The 19,958-nt window shown below is 73.0% G+C and carries 20 protein-coding genes; 12 read left to right on the forward strand and 8 right to left on the reverse strand.

The window, feature by feature from the left end; all coding sequences use genetic code 11:
- Positions 1-18: 18 nt before the first annotated feature.
- The 6 genes from BS80_RS42580 (at position 19) to BS80_RS09010 (ending at position 8,171) form a co-directional block, all read left to right on the forward strand.
- A complete protein-coding gene (locus BS80_RS42580) occupies positions 19-1,560 on the forward strand; it encodes a condensation domain-containing protein (RefSeq protein ID WP_232246418.1) in 1,542 nt (513 codons plus the stop codon).
- Positions 1,449-3,071: a condensation domain-containing protein gene (locus BS80_RS42585; protein ID WP_232246419.1), complete on the forward strand. Its 1,623-nt coding sequence runs from the start codon at positions 1,449-1,451 to the stop codon at positions 3,069-3,071. Before BS80_RS42580 ends, BS80_RS42585 begins: the two co-directional genes overlap by 112 nt.
- Positions 3,068-3,955: a TIGR03621 family F420-dependent LLM class oxidoreductase gene (locus BS80_RS08995; protein WP_035795285.1), complete on the forward strand. Its 888-nt coding sequence runs from the start codon at positions 3,068-3,070 to the stop codon at positions 3,953-3,955. The genes BS80_RS42585 and BS80_RS08995 overlap by 4 nt, the downstream gene beginning before the upstream one ends.
- A gap of 489 nt (positions 3,956-4,444) precedes the next feature.
- Positions 4,445-6,157, forward strand: coding sequence for an LCP family protein (locus BS80_RS09000; protein ID WP_198045477.1), 1,713 nt, complete (start codon positions 4,445-4,447; stop codon positions 6,155-6,157).
- A 230-nt stretch (positions 6,158-6,387) separates the two neighbouring features.
- The gene (locus tag BS80_RS09005; protein ID WP_035795287.1) at positions 6,388-7,527 is read left to right on the forward strand and encodes a DUF4190 domain-containing protein; all 1,140 of its coding nucleotides are present in this window, start codon (positions 6,388-6,390) and stop codon (positions 7,525-7,527) included.
- Between the two features lie 80 nt (positions 7,528-7,607).
- Entirely contained in the window at positions 7,608-8,171 is a 564-nt protein-coding gene (locus BS80_RS09010) for an AAA family ATPase (protein ID WP_035795299.1), read from the forward strand.
- A gap of 55 nt (positions 8,172-8,226) precedes the next feature.
- On the opposite strand, the gene BS80_RS09015 is transcribed toward BS80_RS09010, so the two are convergent.
- Both BS80_RS09015 and BS80_RS09020 read right to left on the reverse strand, forming a co-directional pair.
- Positions 8,227-9,093 carry a DUF3626 domain-containing protein gene (locus tag BS80_RS09015; RefSeq protein ID WP_035795301.1) on the reverse strand — a complete coding sequence of 289 codons (867 nt, stop codon included), beginning with the start codon at positions 9,091-9,093 and terminating at the stop codon, positions 8,227-8,229.
- Between the two features lie 16 nt (positions 9,094-9,109).
- Positions 9,110-9,385, reverse strand: a complete 276-nt coding sequence (locus BS80_RS09020) for a helix-turn-helix domain-containing protein (protein WP_035795304.1) — start codon at positions 9,383-9,385, stop codon at positions 9,110-9,112.
- A 62-nt stretch (positions 9,386-9,447) separates the two neighbouring features.
- Here BS80_RS09020 and map point away from each other — a divergent pair, with 62 nt between their 5' ends.
- Entirely contained in the window at positions 9,448-10,215 is a 768-nt protein-coding gene (gene map, locus BS80_RS09025) for a type I methionyl aminopeptidase (protein WP_035795306.1), read from the forward strand.
- A gap of 86 nt (positions 10,216-10,301) precedes the next feature.
- Complete coding sequence (locus BS80_RS09030; protein ID WP_035795307.1) at positions 10,302-11,096, forward strand: methyltransferase domain-containing protein; 795 nt, start codon at positions 10,302-10,304, stop codon at positions 11,094-11,096.
- 187 nt (positions 11,097-11,283) lie between these two features.
- On the opposite strand, the gene BS80_RS09035 is transcribed toward BS80_RS09030, so the two are convergent.
- Both BS80_RS09035 and BS80_RS09040 read right to left on the reverse strand, forming a co-directional pair.
- Positions 11,284-12,117: an SAM-dependent methyltransferase gene (locus BS80_RS09035; protein WP_051966379.1), complete on the reverse strand. Its 834-nt coding sequence runs from the start codon at positions 12,115-12,117 to the stop codon at positions 11,284-11,286.
- A 176-nt stretch (positions 12,118-12,293) separates the two neighbouring features.
- Positions 12,294-12,647 (reverse strand): VOC family protein, encoded by a 354-nt coding sequence (locus BS80_RS09040; RefSeq protein WP_035795309.1) that lies wholly within the window; start codon positions 12,645-12,647, stop codon positions 12,294-12,296.
- Between the two features lie 116 nt (positions 12,648-12,763).
- On the opposite strand from BS80_RS09040, the gene BS80_RS09045 reads away from it, so the two are divergent.
- Together BS80_RS09045 and BS80_RS37540 are read left to right on the forward strand one after the other, a co-directional pair.
- Positions 12,764-12,943, forward strand: a complete 180-nt coding sequence (locus BS80_RS09045) for a hypothetical protein (protein ID WP_035795311.1) — start codon at positions 12,764-12,766, stop codon at positions 12,941-12,943.
- Positions 12,940-13,404, forward strand: a complete 465-nt coding sequence (locus BS80_RS37540; protein ID WP_198045478.1) for a 4'-phosphopantetheinyl transferase family protein — start codon at positions 12,940-12,942, stop codon at positions 13,402-13,404. Before BS80_RS09045 ends, BS80_RS37540 begins: the two co-directional genes overlap by 4 nt.
- Here BS80_RS37540 and BS80_RS09055 read toward each other — a convergent pair.
- Genes BS80_RS09055 through BS80_RS09065 form a run of 3 tightly spaced genes read right to left on the reverse strand, consistent with a single transcriptional unit; the run spans position 13,391 to position 16,849 of the window.
- Entirely contained in the window at positions 13,391-14,650 is a 1,260-nt protein-coding gene (locus BS80_RS09055) for an MFS transporter (protein WP_051966381.1), read from the reverse strand. The two genes, BS80_RS37540 and BS80_RS09055, sit on opposite strands and share 14 nt — an antisense overlap.
- Positions 14,644-15,891 (reverse strand): cytochrome P450, encoded by a 1,248-nt coding sequence (locus BS80_RS09060; RefSeq protein WP_035795313.1) that lies wholly within the window; start codon positions 15,889-15,891, stop codon positions 14,644-14,646. The genes BS80_RS09055 and BS80_RS09060 overlap by 7 nt, the downstream gene beginning before the upstream one ends.
- Positions 15,878-16,849, reverse strand: coding sequence for an alpha/beta hydrolase (locus BS80_RS09065; protein WP_035795315.1), 972 nt, complete (start codon positions 16,847-16,849; stop codon positions 15,878-15,880). The genes BS80_RS09060 and BS80_RS09065 overlap by 14 nt, the downstream gene beginning before the upstream one ends.
- 214 nt (positions 16,850-17,063) lie before the next feature.
- Between BS80_RS09065 and BS80_RS09070 the strand changes: the two genes are divergently transcribed.
- Together BS80_RS09070 and BS80_RS40510 are read left to right on the forward strand one after the other, a co-directional pair.
- On the forward strand, positions 17,064-18,323 hold the full coding sequence (locus BS80_RS09070; RefSeq protein WP_051966382.1) for a cytochrome P450: 1,260 nt from the start codon (positions 17,064-17,066) through the stop codon (positions 18,321-18,323).
- A 13-nt stretch (positions 18,324-18,336) separates the two neighbouring features.
- Positions 18,337-18,552, forward strand: a complete 216-nt coding sequence (locus BS80_RS40510) for a hypothetical protein (protein WP_157536087.1) — start codon at positions 18,337-18,339, stop codon at positions 18,550-18,552.
- 109 nt (positions 18,553-18,661) lie between these two features.
- Here the strand turns inward: BS80_RS40510 and BS80_RS09075 are convergent, their stop codons facing one another.
- On the reverse strand, positions 18,662-19,867 hold the full coding sequence (locus BS80_RS09075; RefSeq protein WP_035797063.1) for a cytochrome P450: 1,206 nt from the start codon (positions 19,865-19,867) through the stop codon (positions 18,662-18,664).
- Positions 19,868-19,958: the final 91 nt, after the last annotated feature.

Below are 19,958 nucleotides of genomic sequence, written 5' to 3' on the forward strand. Positions count from 1 at the left end.
GCCACCGAGGAGGACGCATTGGACCGATCCGTGCCGTCGCACCAGCTTCCCCTGTCGGTCACCCAGGAGGCGATGTGGGTGACCTGGCAGCTCGACCCCGCCAAGTGGGAGCACGTCATCCCGCTCGCGCTGGAGGTCACCGGAACCGTGGAGCCGTCCAGGCTGCGGGCCGCCTGCGCGCAGCTGTTCCACCGCCACCCCGCGCTGCGGTCGCGGGTGCGGCGCGGCGCGGACGGGGTGATGTGCCTGGACTGGGCCGACTGCGCCGCCGACGCCGTGGAGGTGACCGTCCGGAGCGTGGACCTGCCGCGGGAGGAGGCTCTCGCGGCGGCGCGGATCCCGTTCGACCTGGAGCGTGCACCAATCTCCCGGGTGGAGCTGCTGCACGGCCCGGACTGGACCGTCCTGCTGATCACGATCCACCACATCACCCTGGACGGCGCCTCGATCCCGGTCCTACTGGACGACCTTCGCCGGGCCTACGCGGGCGAGGAGTTGGCGCCGCCGCCGGAGCTCGCGCCACTCGTCGAGCACGCCCGGCGCACGCGCGAGGCGGCCGAGGACGCGTCCGGCGAGCCGCTGCGGGCGTACTGGCGCGACGCGCTGGCGGCGCTGCCGCCGGCCCGCACCCTGGCGGACCGGACCACCGACCCGGCGCCGCCCCTGAGGGACCTGCCACCCTTCCCGGTGGAGGAAGAGTTGACCCACCAGGTGGGTGAACTGGCCGGCCGGCTGGGCATCTCGTACTTCACCGTCATGCTGGGCGCCCTGTTCGTCACCCTGCACCACCACACCGGCAGTGCCGACCTGATCGTCTCCGCGCCCTACCACGGCCGCTCCACCGAGGAGTTGAGGGGACGGGTGGGCTTCTTCGTCAACGTCCTGCCGTTCCGCCAGCGGCTGCGCCCCACGGACAGCTACGAGCAGCTGCTGCGGGAGCTGCGGTCCACCGTGCGCACGGGCCTGCGGCACGCCGCGCTGCCACTGCCCGCGATCCTGCGCAGCGCGAACCTGCTGGGCCCCGAGGCCCGCGCGCAGACCCACCAGGTGGTCCTCGCGTACTGGGACTCGACCGCCGAGAACGGTCTCGACGTCTTCGGCTTCGAGCTCGTCGGCGGCGATGCGCGCGCCACCCTCGCCCTGCTCGACCCGACGGACGTGGCCGACTACCGGCTCACCGTGACGCTGACCGAGGGCAGCAACGGCAGCCGGATGCTCTGGAAGGACGCGACCGGATCAGTCGGTCCCGCCGCCACCGCCGCGCTGGAACGGGACTTCCTGGCCGTGCTCACCGACATGGTGGCCGACCGCCACCGCACCCTCGCCGAGGCCACCGCGCGGCTGCCCGCCGTCCACCGCCCGGCCACCGCCGTCCCCGTCCCCGGCCCGCCACTCCCGCACCCGCACCCGCACAAGCCGCCGCCGTCCGGACCGGCGTCTCCGAGACGATGGCGCCGCTCGGCGAGATCTGGAGCCGGGTGCTGCGGATCACGGACATCGCGCCCGACGACTCGTTCTTCGAGCTGGGCGGCCACTCCCTGCTGGCCGCCACCCTGCTGACCCGGATCAGCCGGCGCCTGGGCGTCGAGCTCTCCGTGCGCGACCTGTTCAGCCACCCCCGGCTCGGCGACCTCGCCGAGCTGATCGACAGCCGGCGCGCGGCCGCCGCCTGCGACGGCAACGAGGGCGCCGCCGAGGCCACTGCTCAGGACCCGGCCGTGCCGGAGCCCTACCGCACCGGCGGGAGTTTCCCCGCGTCCGGCTTCCAGGAGGGCATCTGGCTGGCCGAGCGGCTGGACCCGGTGCACGCGCGCTACCACATCCCGCTCTCCTGGAGCGTGCACGGCGAACTCGACCCGGACCGGCTGCGCGCCGCACTCGCCGGCCTGGTCGCCCGCCACGAGATCCTGCGCACCCGCTTCGTCGACGTCGACGGCAGGCTGCACCAGGAGGTCGCCGAGCCGTGGGCCCCCGTCCTGGAGGAGTCCGAGCTGCCCGCGCAGAGCGTGGCGGAGCAGTCGCAGTGGCTGCGCACGTGGTCCGACGCCGCCGCGAGCGGCTTCGCCCCGGAGGCCGGACGGCTGCTGACGGCAGCCCTGCTCACCCTGCCGGACGGCGGGCGGGTGCTCACGCTCTGCGTACACCACCTGGTCCTGGACGGCGAGTCGGTCCCGGTCCTGGTACGGGAGTTGGAGCTCTGCTACCAGCGCAGCGGTACCGGGCCGGCGGCCGCCGCACGGCCGGCTCCCCGGCAGTACCGCGAGCTGGTCCGCTCCCAGCAGGACGGCCCCGGCCGGGTGCGGGCGACGGCGGACCTGGCGTACTGGTCCACCCACCTGGCCGGTGCGCCCAGCGCGCTGGACCTCGCCCGGCCCGGGCTGCCCGCCGGCACGCCGTCCGGCAGTGTCCGCCTGCCGCTGGCGGACGGGCTGGCCGGGCGGCTGCTGCCCGTCCAGGCGCAGCACCGGGCCTCCCGGTTCATGGTCACCGCGGCGGCGCTGGCCGCGGTGCTGCACCGCTGGTCCGGCGCGGCCGACCTGACCTTCGGCATCCCGGTGGCGAACCGGGCGGCCGGCGCGTTCGGCGACGTGATCGGCCCCTGCCTGAACACCCTCGTGCTGCGCTCCCACTGCGAGCCCGGGACGACCTTCGCGGACCTGCTGGAGGCCACCCGCGAGGAGGTCATGGCGGCCTTCGAGCACCAGAGCGCGCCGTTCGACGAGGTGGTCCGCGCGCTGCGGCCGCCCCGCGCGCCCGGCCGCACGCCGTTCGTCGACGTTCTGCTGAACAGCGTCAGCACGACGCGCTGGTCCGCCACCCTCGACCGTGCGCGACTGGTCTCGCTCGACCACGAGCTGCAGGACGAGGAGACCAACAAGTTCGGTCTCACCGTGACCCTCACCGAGACGGACGGCACCCTGCAGGGCACCCTCGCCCACCGCGGCGACGTCCTCGACGCCGCGGGCGCCGAGCGGCTGGCCGCCGAGCTGGCCGCCGTACTGGACCGCTTTCCCGACCTTCTCGCCCGGCCGGTGCTGGGGCGCGCGACCGAAACGAGCCGAACCCCGTGAAGACCTTCCGCTTCGGCGTCAACCTCGTGCCCGCCGCAGGACGCGAGCAGTGGTGGCAGGCCTGCCGCACCGCCGAGCGCCTCGGCTACGACGTCATCGCCGTGCCCGACCACCTGGGGGTGCAGTCCCCCTTTCCCGCGATGGTCTCCGCCGCGGCCGCGACCGAACGGATCCGGCTGACCACCTTCGTCCTGAACAGCGCGTTCTGGAACCCGGTCCTGCTGGCCAGGGACGCGCTCACCGCGGACGGCCTCACCGACGGACGGGTGGAGGTGGGGCTGGGGACCGGCTATGTGCGCGCGGAGTTCGACAAGGCCGGCTTCGACTGGGGAACCGCCGGCAGCCGGGTCGGGCGCCTGGAGCAGACCCTCGTCGACCTGCGCCAGCAGCTCGCGGCGCCGCGAGCGCTGGGCTTCGGCGAAGCGCCCGCGCAGCTCCCACTGCTGGTCGGCGGCAACGGCGACCGGGTACTGCGGCTGGCCGCGCGGCACGCCGACATCGTCTCGTTCTCCGGTGCGGTGCTGGCGCCCGGCTCGGCGCGCGGCACGCTGCAGCTGATCGACGCCGAGGCGATGGACGAGCGGGTGCGGTTCTTCGCGCAGGCGGCGGGAGAGCGCGCCGACCGGGTGGAGCGCAACGTCCTGGTCCAGACGGTGCTGGTGACGCCCGACCGCGCGGCCGCCGCGCAGACCGCCCGCCGACGGCTGCCGTACCTGTCGGCGGCGCAGATCCTCGACGCCCCGACCCTGCTGCTCGGCACGGCCCAGGAGATCGCGGCCACCCTGCTGGAGCGCCGGGAGCGCTACGGGATGTCCTACGTCTGTGTGCAGGAGCGCGACATGGCCGCCTTCGCACCGGTCGTGGAGCTGCTCGCGGGCCGCTGACAAACGCGCGGGGGGTGTGAAGGTGGTCACACCCCCGACCGGCCGAACTCCCCCTCCGGACGGTCGAAAAGCCTGTCTTCAGGCGCCTCGTCCCGACCTGCTCCCGGGCCGGTCAACGGGCCAGAGGCCACCCGGTCCGCAGTCCGCAGAAAACTGGCGCTACCTTGGCTTACCTGTCGCGGGCCGCGTGTCCGACCTGGGCAGGTGACGCAACCGTTCAGCAGGACGGGGCGTCCAGTTAACCAGACTGGCACGCTCCGGATCCGGACGGCTTGGTCGAGACCGCCGGGGCCCCGGCCGACTGGATGAGGGAGAGCGCGTGACGGGTCAGTGGATCGTCGCACCGAGCGAGGCGGTAGGGCGGCGGCACAGAACGTGCGCGGCCGGACCGCTGCGCGGTGCGGGCGTCTTGGACCGTCAGCAGGACAGGCAGCGGTCGTCGGATCGTCAGCGGTCATCGGACCGGTCGAGGAGTGAGGGCACGCAGGCATGACCGAGATACAGGTGGACAAGTCCCGGTCGGGGCGGCGTGGCAAGGGCGGAAACGGCCCGGCCCCGCTGCCGGCGGCAGCCACCGGCGGGCGGGCCGCGGCCCGCAAGAGCCGTAAGAAGCCCCGCCGGGTGCTGCGCATCGTCGCCTTCAGCACGGCCGGCCTGGTCCTGGTGACCGCCGGCGTCGGCGCGTTCCTCTACGAGAAGCTCGACGGGAACATCAAGAGCTCCTCGCTGTTCGCCGGTACCACGGGCGACGCCGGCCACGAGAAGCCGGACGCCTTCGGCCGCACCCCGATCAACATCCTGGTCATCGGCTCGGACACCCGCGACAACGCGGCCGACTGCTCGATCGGCGGCGACTGCGGCTCGGGCGCCAACGCGGACGTCCAGATGGTCCTGCACGTCTCGGCCGACCGCAGCAACGCCACCGTGATGAGCGTCCCGCGCGACACCATGACCCAGCTGCCGGCCTGCAACGACACCCAGAACCACACCTCGATGAAGGCCCAGTACGGCCAGATCAACAGCACCCTGGACTACGGCCCCGGCTGCACGGTCGCCGCCGTCCACCAGCTGACCGGGATCCCGATCGACCACTTCATCACGGTCGACTTCTCGGGCGTGGTCCAGATGTCCGACGCGGTCGGCGGCGTGCCGGTCTGCGTCAGCGACGACGTCTACGACACCTACTCGCACCTGAAGCTGAAGAAGGGCAACCACACCCTCAAGGGCATGTCCGCCCTGGCCTTCGTCCGCTCGCGGCACGGCTTCGGCGACGGCAGCGACACCGGGCGTTCCGGCATCCAGCACATGTTCCTGGCCTCGATGGTCCGCCAGCTGAAGAGCGCCGGCACGCTCACCAACCCGGCGGCCGTCTACTCGCTGGCCGACGCCGCCACCAAGGCGCTGACCGTCGACACCGGCCTCAGCGGCATACCCCAGCTGATCGGGCTCGCGGACGACCTCAACAAGGTCCCGTCCAACCGGATCACCTTCACCACCATGCAGAACGTCCCGGACCCCAAGGACGCGGCCCGGGTGCTGGTCTCCCCCGCCGCCAAGAACCTCTTCTCCACGATCATCAACGACCAGTCGCTGACCACCGGCAGCGGCGACACCTCCTCCGCCGCCGCGCAGGCCACCTCGACGGACACCGGCGCCCCCGCCGCGGCGTCGCCCGCCGCACCGGCCGCGCCCGCAGCGCCCGCCGCGACGGGTGGTGCGCCGAAGCGGGAGATCGCGGTGCACGTCAAGAACGGCAGCGGGACGGCCGGGCGGGCGGGCGAGATCGCCACCGCCCTCAAGGCCGCCGGCTACAGCTCCGAGAGCACCGCCGCCAACGGCCCCGCCGCCGCGAAGAGCGTCGTCACCTACACGGCCGGACACGAGGCCGACGCCCAGGAGGTCGCCGCCTCGGCGGGCCTGCCAGCCGGCGCGGTCGAGGCTGGCGACGGTCCGGGGATCTCCCTGGTGATCGGCGCCGACTGGACGAGCGGCACCACCTTCACCGCCGGAGCCGGCACCGCCGCCGCGCCCGCCCCGGCGAACACCCAGGCCGCGCTGGCCCAGGCCGACTCGCAGACCGCCGACGACTCCAGCAGCTGCGGCCAGGTCAGCCACGCGCGCACCGTCGAGCTGAACGGCGTCCCGATGACGCCGATCCAGGCCTACGCCAAGGCCACGGACGTGCCGGACTCCGCTCCCTGAGCGACCTGAGCACCCTGGGCCGCGAGCCAGTGTTGCCCCCGCCCGCGCACCGTCCTGGTGCGCGGGCGGGGGCGTTTTTCGTTGCGGCATTCATCTCGCATGACGTGTTCGATCGGTCATGCACAAGATCCGCTACAGTCCAGGCTTGATCGAACACGCCTTCGTCACATGCGGAGAGTGTGAGGGGCAGTGACAGCGGCAGCAACAGGCAGCGCGGGGGAACAGCAGACGTGACCGACGACCGAACCGACCAGCAGCCGGCCACCCGGGACGTCTGGGCACCGCCCTCGCCGCCCTCGCCGAGTTCGCCCGACAAGCCCGGTTCGCTGACCTCGCTCTGGGCACCTCCCGGCGGAGGTCCCTGGGACTACGGGCCCTACCTGCAACCGGCCCAGCCCGCCACCAACGGGCTGGCGGTCGCCGCGCTGGTCAGCAGCCTGACCTGCTTCCTGTGGCCACTCGGCATCGGGCTCGGCATCGGAGCGCTGGTCCAGCTCCGCAAGCGGCGCCAGCGCGGCCGCGCGCTGGCCGTGAGCGGCGTGGTCCTCGGGGTGCTGGGCCTGACCCTGAGCACCGTCTTCGGCGCCGGCTTCGTGCACGCCATCCTCCACGCACCCGGCCTCAAGAACAGCACGGCCGCCGTCTGGAGCCTCAAGGTCGGCGACTGCTTCGACGAGACCTCGGCCCACCCGGTGCGCACCGTCGCGGTGTCCTGCCAGAAGGAGCACAAGGGCGAGGTCGCGTCCCGGCCCAACCTGGGCCCGGGCCCCTTTCCGGGCGCCGAGAGCGCCAAACTGCAGGTCAGGACGGCCTGCAGGTCCAGCGAGGCGGCCTACGTCACCGACCCGTGGGCGCGCCCGACCTTCGTCCGGGCCGAATCCATCTACCCCAGCGACGAGTCCAGCTGGCTGGCCGGTAACCACACCGGGGTCTGCTTCCTGACGGACACGGTCGTCGGCAGCTCCACCGGCCCACTGCGCCGGGACGCGAGCAACCTGACCCCGGTTCAGCAGGTCTTCCTGCTGAACCTCGCTCCCCTGGACGACAACTTCTGGGGCAAGCCCACCGGCAGCCCGCAGACAGAGGAACGGGCGTACCGCGACTGGATCCAGGGAACCGCGACCGGCATCAGCCTGGCCAAGGCCGGCCTGGAGGTGAAGACCTGGCCGGACACCGCCCAGGCCCAGGTAGCCGCACTCCTGACCGAACTCCGAGCCGACCAGCCCACCTGGGAAGCCGCCGCGAAGGCCACCGACACCCCCGTGACCCAACTGCTGGCCACCCTCTCCAGCCACTCCCCCGACGCCGCCGAGGCAGTAGCCCGGATCGCCCTCTCCCTCCCCGACCACGACGCGCGCCTGACGTCGTAACCACCTACCGCCAGCGGCATCGGGCATCCGCCCCCCGCCACCTGCGGTGAGCGATCAGCCGCCGGTCTACGATTCGCCGTATGGTGACCGTACTCGTCAACGGACTTCCCGGGGCCGGGAAGACCACCCTCGCCCGGGCCCTGGCACAGGAGTTGAGACTTCCGCTGTTCAGCAAGGACGCGGTCAAGGAGACCCTGGCCGACGCCCTCGGGGTGAAACCCACGGTCGGTACCGCCGCGCGCGAGTGGAGCAACGCCCTGGGGAGCGCCGCAGCGGAGACACTGTGGACGCTGTTGGCGTTCGCGCCGGACGGCGCTGTGCTGGAGAGCCCGTGGCTGGCCCACACCCGCCGCTTCGCGATCGCTGGACTCGCGCGGGCCGGCGTGACGGAGGCCCAGGAGGTCTGGTGCGAAGCGCCGTTGGAGGTCGTGCGGCACCGCTTCGCCGACCGGGCCGCGCAGCGGCACCCCGTGCACCTCGACGACCAGCCGGGCTCCGACGAGCGGTGGGAGCTGTGGAGTCGGATGGCCGAACCGCTCGGCCTCGGGCCCGTGCACCGTGTCGACACGACCCGGCCGGTGGACATCCCCCTGCTCGCGAGCCAGATCAGCGAAGGCCGCGTGATCATCCCGCAGACCCCATGACAGTCGCCGGTCCGTACACCCACCTTGGCGAGGCATACGGACCGGCGACCGGTCGTCACACCGGCGAGCCGAAGCGGGCCAGGCAGTGCCACACCTTCTTCAGCGCCTGCTGGTCGTACCGGCCGCCGCGTGCCGCGTCCCCGATGATCCGCGGGTCGAGGAACCCGTGCTCGGCGATCTCCGCGCCCAGGTCGACGAACTCCTGTCCCCGGTAGTCCCCATGGCGGCGCAGCTCGTCCACGGCGAGGCGCAGTCCTGGATGCCAGGCGAGTGGGCAGGGCAGTCGGCGAGCGTCGTCCTCCACGGCCGTCCCCCGGTAGCACGGGTCCAGGACCAGCGCGTCCACGTCGCGTTCCAGCAGCACCTGCCCGTGCACCTGCGCCTCGACATAGACGTTGAGCGCGTCCTGCTCGTCGGCGGCGGCCAGCTCGACGAGTGTCGTCGCCGTGGCGGCGACGCCGAACGCCTCCGGCTCGTAGAAGCTGTCCGGATAGCAGAAGGTGGCGCGCCGCAACGCCTGGGCCGTCAGCCGGAAGTACGCCGATCCGAAGCGGGGCGCCGCGCCGAGCGGACTGCGCCGGAAGTCCAACGCCCCGTACACGGGCCGCTCCTGGGCGGCCGCCTCGTCATACGCGCCACCGAAGATCCGGCTCTCCCAGCGCCACCGGTCGCCGTCCGGGTGGGCGGTCAGCCCGCCGTTGCTGGTGCCCGTGACGAACTGCGAGTGGTAGACGCCGTCCTCGGCCAGCGCGACCAGGATCGGGCGCCCGTGCAGCTCCCGGTCCGGATGGAAGTTCAGCGTCACCCGCAGAGCGGGGTCCAGCGGGGACCCGGCGGAGAGCGCGGCGACATGGCGAAGCGCCTGCCCCTGCGGCGAACCGGTGGCAGGGGCGGCGGGGGCGGGGGCGGCGTGAACGTCCATCGGGGCAGTATGCACGTCAGGCCGACAGAGCCTGCCCGTCGCAGTCGACGTCCTCCGCGCAGGCCACGGCCAGCTCGTCCAGCGACAGGTCGAGCGCGTGGGCCAGGGCCGCCACGGTGAAGAAGGCCGGGGTCGGGGCCCGCCCGGTCTCGATCTTGCGGAGCGTCTCGGCGGACACTCCGGCCGCCGCCGCGACGTCGACCATGCTGCGCTCCCCCCGGGCCTGGCGGAGCAGGGCGCCGAAGCGCTCTCCGCGTTGCCGCTCCTGGGGACTCAAAGGAACTCTCACCATACCCGTGATACTAATACCGGTATAAGTATTGGGCGCGACCGCACCGCAGGGAGTCACGGCACATGGTGGAGATCAAGACCGACACGGCGCTGGAGGCGATGCGAGCGGCCGGCCGCGTCGTGGCCCACGCACTCGCGGCCGGGCGGGCGGCGGCAGGCGTGGGGGTGAGCCTGCGCGAGCTCGACGAGGCCGCCCGCGCCGTCCTGGCCGAGGCGGGGGCACGCTCGCCGTTCCTGGGATACCAGCCGTCCTTCGCGCCCGTCCCGTTCCCCGCCGTGATCTGCGCCTCCGTCAACGACGCCGTCGCGCACGGCATCCCCGACGACTACCGCCTGCGCGACGGCGACCTGGTGAGCATCGACTGCGGGGCCGAACTCGACGGCTGGACCGGCGACGCCGCGATCAGCTTCACCGTCGGCACCCCGCGCCCCGCGGACCTGGCCCTCATCGCCGCCACCCAGCAGGCCCTGGACGCCGGCATCGCCGCCGCCACCGTCGGCCACCGCATCGGGGACATCTCCCATGCCATCAGCACGGTCGCCCGCAGAGCCGCCTGCGGCATGCCGACCGACTTCGGCGGCCACGGCATCGGCCGCCGGATGCACGAGGACCCCCACCTCCCCAACCACGGACGCCCCGGCCGCGGCTTCACCCTGCGCCACGGCCTCACCCTCGCCATCGAGCCGATGCTCATGGCCGGCGGACGCAACGAGTACCGCACCGACCGCGACGGCTGGACCCTGCGCACGATCGACGGCAGCCGGGCCGCCCACATCGAACACACCGTCGCCGTCACCGAGGAGGGCCCGCGCATCCTCACCCTGCTCTGACCTCGACGCCAAGTATCTTGACATCGAGATACCCAGAGCCCATGCTTGACCTGGATATCTTGACGTCGAGATACTTTGGAGCGCCCATGACCACGCCTCACTGGGACCCCGCGCAGTACCTGCGCTTCGCCGACGAGCGCACCCGCCCGCTGCACGACCTGCTGGCCCGGGTGCCCGTCGACCCGCTCTCCCCGCCCGCGACGATCCTGGACATCGGCTGCGGCCCCGGAAACTCCACCGCCGTCCTGCGCGAGCGCTGGCCCGAGGCCCGGATCACCGGTGTCGACAACTCCCCCGAGATGCTCAGCATGGCCCGCGCCGAGGGCGAGCCCACCGCCGACTACCTGCTCGCGGACGCCCTCGGCTACGACCCGGCCCCCGCCGCACCCGACCTGATCGTCAGCAACGCCCTGCTGCAGTGGATCGACGGCCACCTCGCCCTGCTCCCCCGCTGGACCGCCGCCCTGCGCCCCGGTGGCAGCCTCGCCCTCCAGGTCCCCGGCAACTTCGACGCCCCCAGCCACACCCTGCTCCGCGACCTCACCCGAAGCACCCGCTGGCAGGACGCCCTCGGCGGACTCTCCGCCGGTGCCGGCGTCCACGAACCCTCCGTCTACCTGGACACCCTGGCCGGCGCCGGCTGCTCGGTCGACGTCTGGGAGACCACCTACAGCACCCTGCTCCCCGGCCCCGACCCGGTCCTCGCCTGGACCCGGGGCACCGCCCTGCGCCCGGTCCTCACCCTGCTGACCGACCCGGCCGACCGCCGGGCCTTCCTCGCCGACTACGGCGCCCTCCTGCGCGACGCCTACCCCGCCGGCCCGCACGGCACGGTCTTCCCCTTCCGCCGCATCTTCGCCGTGGCCACCACCCGGCGCTGACCACGCGGCGCGGGCATAGGAAGGGCCCGACCCAGCTCGACGGGTCGCCGCCGCCCTCACCGCCTACGCCGGCCTGGTAGAGGACTTCAACCCGCTCTTCAGCATCGTCACCCCGTAAGGAAGGACCGGCTCGCCGCCCCCGCCACATGGCCGGGGCGGCGAGCCGGCGCACGTACGGGTACGTCGCTCACGCCTTGCGGGCGACGCCGCCGGCGATGCAACGCTGGGCCGCGTTCAGCTGCTTCAGCTGCGGGCCGTCCGGCCACCAGTCGGCGCACCGCACCAGGCCGGGGGCCACCAGCTCCAGACCGTTGAACAGCTCCTCCAGTTCGGCCTTGGTGGAGAAGGTGCCGCTGCCCATCATGCTGTGCAGGAACATGCCCTCCATCGTCCGGGCGGTCGCGCTGTACTCGTCCTCCGGGTCCAGGAAGTGACTGATCGCCACGTAGGAGCCGGGCGGCAGAGCGTCGATGTAGGCGCGCATGACGTCCTTGCGCGTGCGCGCGTCCTCGCCGTTGTAGTGGTGCAGTGTGCCCATCTGCAGCAGAGCGATCGGCTCGTTCCAGTCCAGCGCGGACCGCACGACTTCGTTCAGCAGCAGCTTCTCCGGCTCGAAGATGTCCTCGGAGACGATGAAGGCGCCCTCGACCTCCTCCAGCAGCGCACGGCTGTGGGCGAGGACCAGTGGGTCGTTGTCCACATAGACGACCCGCGCGTCCGGGTTGATCCGCTGCACCACGTTGTGGGTGTTCTCGGCGGTCGGCAGGCCCGACCCGCAGTCCAGGTACTGGGTGACGCCTGTCTGTTGGGCCAGGAACCGGCAGGCGCGAATCAGGAACCGCCGGTTCTCGACCGCCAGGTCCGCGGCCTCGGGAGCGGCCTTCAGGACGCCCCGGACCACCTCGCGGTCCACCTCGTAGTTGTCGGTGCCGTTGAGGAAGGCGTCGTACACCCTGGCGATACTGGGTTGTGACGGATCGACGTAGGAGGGAACGGTCTGATCGGACGTTGCACTGGACATGGCGCCTCACCGGCAGTCTCGACGAAGGGACGGGCACCGCAGCGCGCCGGTGTCGCCGCGCGGCAGACGGGACCAGTCGGTCAATGGACTCTAATCCGGCACCAGCGCCCAACAGCGCAGTGAACGCCGGTCCGTGGCAGATCCCACCCGTTCGTGCGACCCCCTGTCGGAGGCGGTCAGGCGGGCTGCCACAGTTCGATGCGATTGCCCTCGGGATCGGTGACCCAGCCGAACCGGCCGACACCGTCCATCTCCTGGGTCTCCTCAGCCACGTCCGCTCCGCCCGCTCGCAGCTGCGTGAGCATCGCATCCAGGTCGCGGACCCGGAAGTTGAGCATGGTCTGCTGCGTCCGGGACCCGAAGTAGTCGGTCCCGGACTCGAAGGTCGCGAAGACGGTCGGCCCGGTGTCCTGACGCCAGAGGCCGTGCTCGTCCGCGTCCAGGCCCAGGCTGTCGCGGTACCAGGCGCCCAGCGACACCGGGTCGGTGGCCCGCAGGAAGTATCCGCCGATTCCAAGCACTCGTTCCATGCGGTCATCCTGCCAGGACGGCGCCCCGGAACGTCCCGCACCACACCATCACCCGCCCGACACCCCCGAACTCGTAGGGTGGGCCCGTGCTCCCAGCCGAGTCAGGACAAGTAGCCGTGCCGCAGGTCGAGGTCCTGGTGGGCCGGGTCACCGGGGGTGAGCGGGAGGCGGCGCGGGCGCTGGCGCTGCGGTTGGCGGCGCGGGTGGGCGGAGTGACGGTGGCGCGGTTGCGGCTGGAGCGGGCGGCGAGTGGGCGGCCGTACGTGGTGGGGGCGGCGGGGTGCGGGTGGCGGTGAGTCTGAGTCACGCGCGAGGGGTGGTCGCGGTGGCGGCGAGCCGGGAGTTGGCGGTGGGGGTGGACATCGAGACGCTGCGTCCGCTCGCGGCCGGGGCGCTGGCCCGGCGGTGGTTCCCGCCCGAGGAGGCGGCGTGGAGCGGGCGTTGGGGGCCGCAGCGGCAGGCGAGCGCTTTCCTCTGGCTGTGGACGCAGAAGGAGGCGATGGCCAAGGCGCTCGGCCAGGGCCTGGGCGGCGGGGTCGGCCTGCGGCGCGCGGTCGCCCTGCCGGACGCGTGGCCGTCACCGTGGCCGTCCCCGTGGCCGGACGAGCGGACACGCCAGTGCCGGCCGCTCACCGCGGCTCCGGGTGTCGCCGAACTCGCCTCAACCGCAGGAGAGTTGGACGACCTGATGGTGGCGGTGGCGGCGGCCGGGCCGGGGGCGGCCACGGCGGCCGTCCGGGTCGCTACAGCGGAGTGACGGGGTCCCGGTCCAGGCTGCGCAGCGCGCGATCGCGCTGCAACCAGAGGGCGGTGGCACCGTACAGCGCCGCGGCGAGCAGGATCGCGGTCCGGGCGCCCTGGGTGTCGGCCAGCAGGCCGAAGAGCGAGGGGGCCAGCCAGCTGACGCTGGAGCCGAGGAGTTGGACGGCGTTGCCGGTCTGTGCCTGGAGGTCGTCGGGGGTGATCCGGGTGGCACGGACCTGGAAGACGATGATCGCGGGCATGATGGTGAAGGTGCTGACGGCGCCCAGCACCGTCATCAGCCAGACCCAGGGCGCGAACGCGATGCCGACCGCGCAGAACGGCAGCAGCCAGGACGTGATCAGCACCCAGGCGCGGCCGCCGAGCAGCTTGGCCAGTCGCGGGCCGAGCAGTGAACCACCCAGCCCGCACAGCGCGTTGACCGACACCATGGCCCCGACCTCGGTCGGGTCGGCGCCCCGGCTGCGGGCCAGCACGATCACCATCAGCAGCATCCCGGCGGCGACCGCGTTCACCGCGGCCCCCCACAGGGCGTACATCCGCAGGTACGGGTTGCCCAGCACGTAGCGCAGGCCGGCGGTGACGACGCGGCGCAGCGGCTCGCGCGGCGCACCCAAGGAGGGCCGGCGCTCGGGGTCCAGCGAGCTGCGGACCAGCGCCGAGGTGACGGTGATCGCCCCGAAGGAGAGCGCGTCCAGACCGAACGGGAGCGCCTGCGCCACGCCGAACAGCGCGCCACCCACCGGTGGTCCGATCATCGCGGCGGCCTGGCCGCGGGCCTGGGTGAGGGCCATCGCGGCGGGCAGTTGGGCGGACGGCACGACCCTGCGCACCGCGCCGCGACTGGCGCCCATGAAGAACGCCGAGGAGCAGCCCTGCAGCGCGCCGACCACCATCAGGTGCGGCAGCCAGACGTGCTGGGCCAGCACGGCCGGCACCACACTGCCGACCGCGAGCAGTTGCAGCAGGGAGGTGACCACCATGATGCGCCGGCGCGGGTAGTGGTCCGCGACCACCCCGGCGGGCAGCAGCATCACCAGACTGCCGACCAGGGTGGCCCCGCCGACCAGACCGGCCTGGGCCGCCGAGCCGGTGGCGGCCAGGACCAGCAGCGGGTAGCAGATTCCCGACATCTGGGTGCCGAGCGCGGACACCGCCTGCCCGCTCCACAGCAGGTTGAAGTCGCGGTTGCGGTGCAGCGGCGGCGGATCGGCCGCCGCCGACCGGGGCTCCGCTAACACACGGTGACCGGGAAGTCGGCGAAGCCGCGCAGCACCGTGCCGCGGCGGACCGGGTCCCCGGCGGCGGCCAGCTTCGGGAAGCGTTCCAGCAGCGCGGGGAAGAACACCGCGGCCTGCATCCGGGCCAGCGGTGCGCCCAGGCAGTGGTGCACGCCGCCGCCGAACGAGAAGACGGTCGGGCCGCCGGTCCGGGTGATGTCGAAGACGTCGGGGTCGGGGAAGGCGTGCGGGTCCCGGTTGGCGGCGCCCAGCATCATCACCACCTGCCCGCCCGCCGACACCGGGACGCCGCCGATCACGCCGTCCTCGCCCGCCACCCGGGCCATCGCCTGCACGGGGGTGTCGTAGCGCAGCATCTCCTCCACCGCGCCGCCGACCAACCCCGGGTCGGCGCGCAGCAGTTCCGCCTGGACGGGGTGGTCCAACAGGGCGGCCAGGCCGTTCAGCAGCATGTCGACCATGCTCTCGATGGCGGCGCTGAAGACCAGGGTGAGGGTCTGCTCCAACTCGTCCTGGGTCAAGGGGTCTTCCGAACCGGGGGAACCCGCCGGGGTCATCGCCGCGACGAGCGCGGTGGTGACGTCGTCGCGGGGGTCGGCGCGGCGGCGGGCGGCGAGTTCGCCGAAGTAGCCGGTGAGCGCGGTGCCGGCGCGATCGATGACCTCCAGGTGGGCGTCCACCCCGCCGCCGTCCACGGCGAGCCGCAGGCCCTCCAGGGGCTCCCGCAGCCGGGGTTGGTCCTCCTCGGGCACGCCGAGCACCTTGCCGATGACCGCGATGGGCAGGCCGGCCGCGAGCACCTCGTGCAGGTCCACGGGCGAACCGCCGGCCCCCAACTCGGCGACCCGGTCGAGGATCCGGCCGGTGAGCTCGGCGACGTACGCGCGCAGGGCGACCGCGCGGCGCTGGGTGAAGGCGCCGCCGACCAGCCGGCGCAGCCGGGTGTGGCCGGGCGGGTCCTGGAAGAGAAAGGACTCGGTGGTGGCCCGCAGGCCGGGGTGCTCACGCCAGTCGGGGCGCTTGAGGTCCATCCAGGCCGCGTTCTGCGCGTGGAAGCGCGGGTCGCGGGTGACCGCGACGCAGTCCTCGTAGCGGGTGAGCAGCACGCCGCCGCCGGGTGTGGGGTGCACCGGGGAGTGCGTCCGCAGCTGCGCGTAGTGCGGGTACGGCCGGGCAGCGCCCTGCGGGGTCCGCAGGGCGGCCAGCGCGTCAACCACCGGGTCCACCTCAGGCGAGGTCATCGGCCTGCCCTCCGACGGCGGTGGTCGGGGCGAACGCGGCCCGCAGTTCCCGGGCCGCCTGGTCGACGGCCGCCCGTCCGCCGTCCAGGACGCCGGACATCGCGAAGAAGCCGTGCACCATGCCCGGGTAGCGGGTGGCCCGGACCGGGACGCCGGACTCCCGCAGCCGCTGTGCGTAGCTCTCGCCCTCATCGCGCAGCGGGTCGTACTCGGCGGTGATGACGGTGGCCGGGGGCAGCCCGGCGAGGTCCCCGGCGCGCAGCGGGGAGGCCAGCGGGTGGTCGCCGTCCCGGACGTCGGACAGGTAGTGGCCCCAGTACCAGTCCACCGAGCGGTGGTTGAAGAGCAGCGGGTCGCCGTTCTCGCGGCGCGAGGGCGTGTCGGCCCGGTAGTCGGTGTTGGGGTAGACCAGCAGCTGGTGGACCAGGGCTGGTCCCGAGCGCTCCCGGCCGAGCAGGGTGACGGCGGCCGCCAGGTTGCCACCGGCGCTGTCGCCGCCGACGGCCAGCCGGGCCGGGTCGATCCCAAGGCTCTGGGCGTGGTCGGCCACCCAGCGCGCGGTGGACCAGCAGTCCTCGACGGCGGCCGGGAAGGGGTGTTCGGGTGCCAGCCGGTAGCCGACCGAGAGGGTGGCGCAGCCGACCGCGTTGGTGAGGCTGCGGCAGAGCGCGTCGCAGGTGTCGATGGTGCCGAGCGTCCAGCCGCCGCCGAAGAAGTAGAGCAGCGCCGGGTGCGGGCCCTCGCCGACCGGGCGGTAGACCCGCAGCGTGAGCTCCCCGCCGGGGCCGGGGATGGTCAACTCGGTCACCTCGCCGACCGGTTCGGGATCGCCTGCGGCGCTGCGGATGTCGGCGAGGTCGGCCGCGCGGGCACCCTCGACGGTCATCTCGTACAACGGAGGGGCCGCCGATCGGGCACGGCGCTCGCGCAGGGCCTGGACCTGTGGATCGAGTGGCATCGGGCTCTCCCGGTTGGGGAACGCAGGGCGAAGGTGCGATCGGCAGCCTGCCGAGACCCTACGGTGACCATGGAGCAGAGGGCAATGATCTGAACGGAGTTGATCGGTCATCAGCTGGTCGCCGGGACGGCCGCAGACCTCGACGGCACGGACCCGGGCGCCCCAGAATGACCCCTGCGCGGACCACGTGACCCTTGATCGAGGAGGCTGGCCGATGGGCGAGGACCGGAGCACCGCACCCGGGGAAGAGGCGACCGAGGCACTGCTGGCCCGGCTGGGCACCCCGCAGGGGCGGGCCGACCCCTACCCGGTCTACGCCGCGTTGCGCGCCCTGGCACCGGTCTGCCGCACCCGGCGCGGGCAGCTCTACCTGACCGGCCACCAGGACTGCGCGGAGCTGGTGCGCAGCACGTCCTTCCGGGCCCAGGGCCCGGACTGGATGGACCGGGTCTCCCCCGGCTGGCGCGAGCGGCCGGGGAAGGTCGCCACCATCGAGGCGATGCTCTTCCGCGACCCGCCCGACCACACCCGGCTGCGCCGGCTGGTCAGCGGTGCCTTCACCGCGCGTCGGATGGCGGCGCTGCGCGAGCAGATCGGGCGGCTCGCCGAGGCCGCGTTGGACGAGATCGCCGACGCGGGCGCGGACGGCGGCGTCGTCGATCTGCAGGCGCTGCTCTCCCGGTCGCTGCCGGTCTCGGTGATCGGGACCATGGTCGGCGTCCCGCCGAAGGACTGGGGGCTGCTCCAGGAGTCCATGTCCGCGATGATGCAGGTGGTCGAACTCACCGTGGACGAACCGGCGCTGGCCGCCGCCGACCGTGGCGCCGAGACGCTGATGGACTACTTCGCGGCGTTGGTGGCCGACCGCCGCAAGGAGCCCACCGACGACCTCGCCTCGGCGCTGGTGGCGGTGCGCGACGACGTGTCGGGAGACCGGGAGGGCGGCGGGCTGAGCGAGCCGGAGCTGCTGCAGACCCTGCTGCTGCTCTTCATGGCGGGCGTCGACACCATGGTCAACCACCTGGTGAACGGGACCGCCGCGTTCCTGGCCCACCCCGGGCAGGCCGACCTGCTGCGCGCCGACCCGGCGCTGGCGCCGGGCGCGGTGGAGGAGGCGCTGCGCTACGACGCGCCGATCCAGATCCTGGCCCGGGTGGCCGCCGAGGACGTGACGATCCGGCAGACCCCGGTGCCCGCCGGCACCCTGGTGATCGGGCTGCTGGGCGCAGCCAACCGGGATCCCGAGCGGTTCCCGGACCCGGACGTGTTCGACATCACCCGGCCCGGCACCGGCTCGGTCTCGTTCGGCGGCGGCATGCACTTCTGCCTGGGCGCACCGCTGGCCAGGATCGAGTCCGCCGCCTTCTTCCCGGCCCTGCTGACGCGGTTCCCGGGCCTTCGCCAGGCCGGTGAACCGGTGCGCCGGGGCCTGGTGCTGCGCGGTTTCGAACATTTCCCGGTGACACTGCGCTGATATCCCCGGAGACGTGATCACCGGGAATTCGATCAACCCGGTGTCCGGCTTGTCCATCTTGGCAGGACGGCGTTTCCCGGCTATCTTGAAATTGCTCCACGGTAAGTGCCCTGTCCAGTGTTCCAACGAATGGAGGCCAGCTATGAGCCGTGTCACCGAGGACCCCAACGTCAACGTCGTCGAGGACTTCGTCGCCGAGGAGTCGAAGTTCGTCGCCGAGCGCGACTGAGTTCTGACCAGCCCCTTCGGGAGCTGATGCGAAACCGGGCCGGTGGGACCGAATCACTGATTCGGTCCCACCGGCCCGGCCCGCTCCGCGCGGGGGCCGGGTCAGCGCGTCACCAGGCCACCGGGAGAGACAGCAGCGGGTGGATGAGCGCGCCCCCGGCGTACCGGACGTCCTCGGGCGCGATGGCCAGCCGCAGCCCGGGGAACCGGTCGACCAGGCCGCGCAGTGCCAGCGACAGCTCCAGGCGGGCCAGCGGGGCGCCGGGGCAGAAGTGCGCGCCCAGGCCGAAGGTCAGGTGCGGGTTCGCCGTCCGGTGGATGTCGAAGCGCTCGGGCTCGGGGAAGTGCCGCGGGTCCCGGTTGGCACCGGGGATCGACACCTGGACGGCCCGCCCGGCCTGGACGCTGCCGGCCGAGAGCGGCGTCACCTCGGTGGCGACCCGCAGGAAGGCGCCCTCGCTGGGCACCTCGAAGCGCAGCACCTCCTCCACCGCCGGGCCGGTCAGCGCCGGGTCCGCGCGCAGTGCGGCGAACTGCTCGGGGTGGCGCAGCAGCGTGAAGACGCCGCGGGCCAGCGTGGAGGCGGTGTTCTCGTGCCCGCCGATCAGCAGCGCCGTGACCATCTGGACGAGCTCCGCCTCGGAGAGCCGCTGCTCCACGTCGCAGGCGGTCACCAGCACGTCCACCAGGTCCTGACCGGGTTCCTTGCGCCGCTGGGCCAGGAAGGCCCGGATGTAGGCCAGGAACTCCTTGTTCGCCCGCAACCGCTCCTCGGTGCTGGCCTGGTCGACGGCGAAGAAGACCCCGGTCCACTCCTGGAAGAGCCCGGTGTCCTCGGCCGGCACGCCCACCAGCGCGCACATCACGGCGATCGGCAGCACCCCGGCGAAGTCCGTCACCAGGTCGGACGGCGGCCCGGCGGCGGCGATCGAGTCCAGCAGGCCGTCCACGATCCGCTGCACCACGGGCCGCCAGACCGGCTCCTGGCTGGGGCTGAAGGCACCCTGGATCGCCTGGCGGAAGCGGCCGTGCTCCGGCGGGTCGTGGTTGATGATCGCGTCGGGGTGGTCGGACATGTCGGCCTCGCTGACCATCCGCGGCGCCCCCGGGTAGCGGAGGTTGCGGCTGAAGCGGCGGTCCCGCAGGACCGTGGCGACGTCCTCGTAGGCGACCACCAGATGGGCCTGGTCGCCGCTGGGCAACAGCACCTCGCCGAGCGGGCACTGCTCGCGGCGCAGCCGGTGCTGGCGCGAGGAGGTGCCGAACTCGTCGGGGTGCAGCGGGAAGGGAAAAGCGTCGGGCTGTTGGTCGGCCATGATCTCCACCGCTTCGGGAATGATTATCGACGGACAGTTCCGGGGTTTTCCGGATATCTTCTCCGGGAAACCGGCAGCGGCCGCCGGCGCG

The organism is Kitasatospora mediocidica KCTC 9733 (assembly GCF_000744225.1).
GTDB lineage: Bacteria > Actinomycetota > Actinomycetes > Streptomycetales > Streptomycetaceae > Kitasatospora > Kitasatospora mediocidica.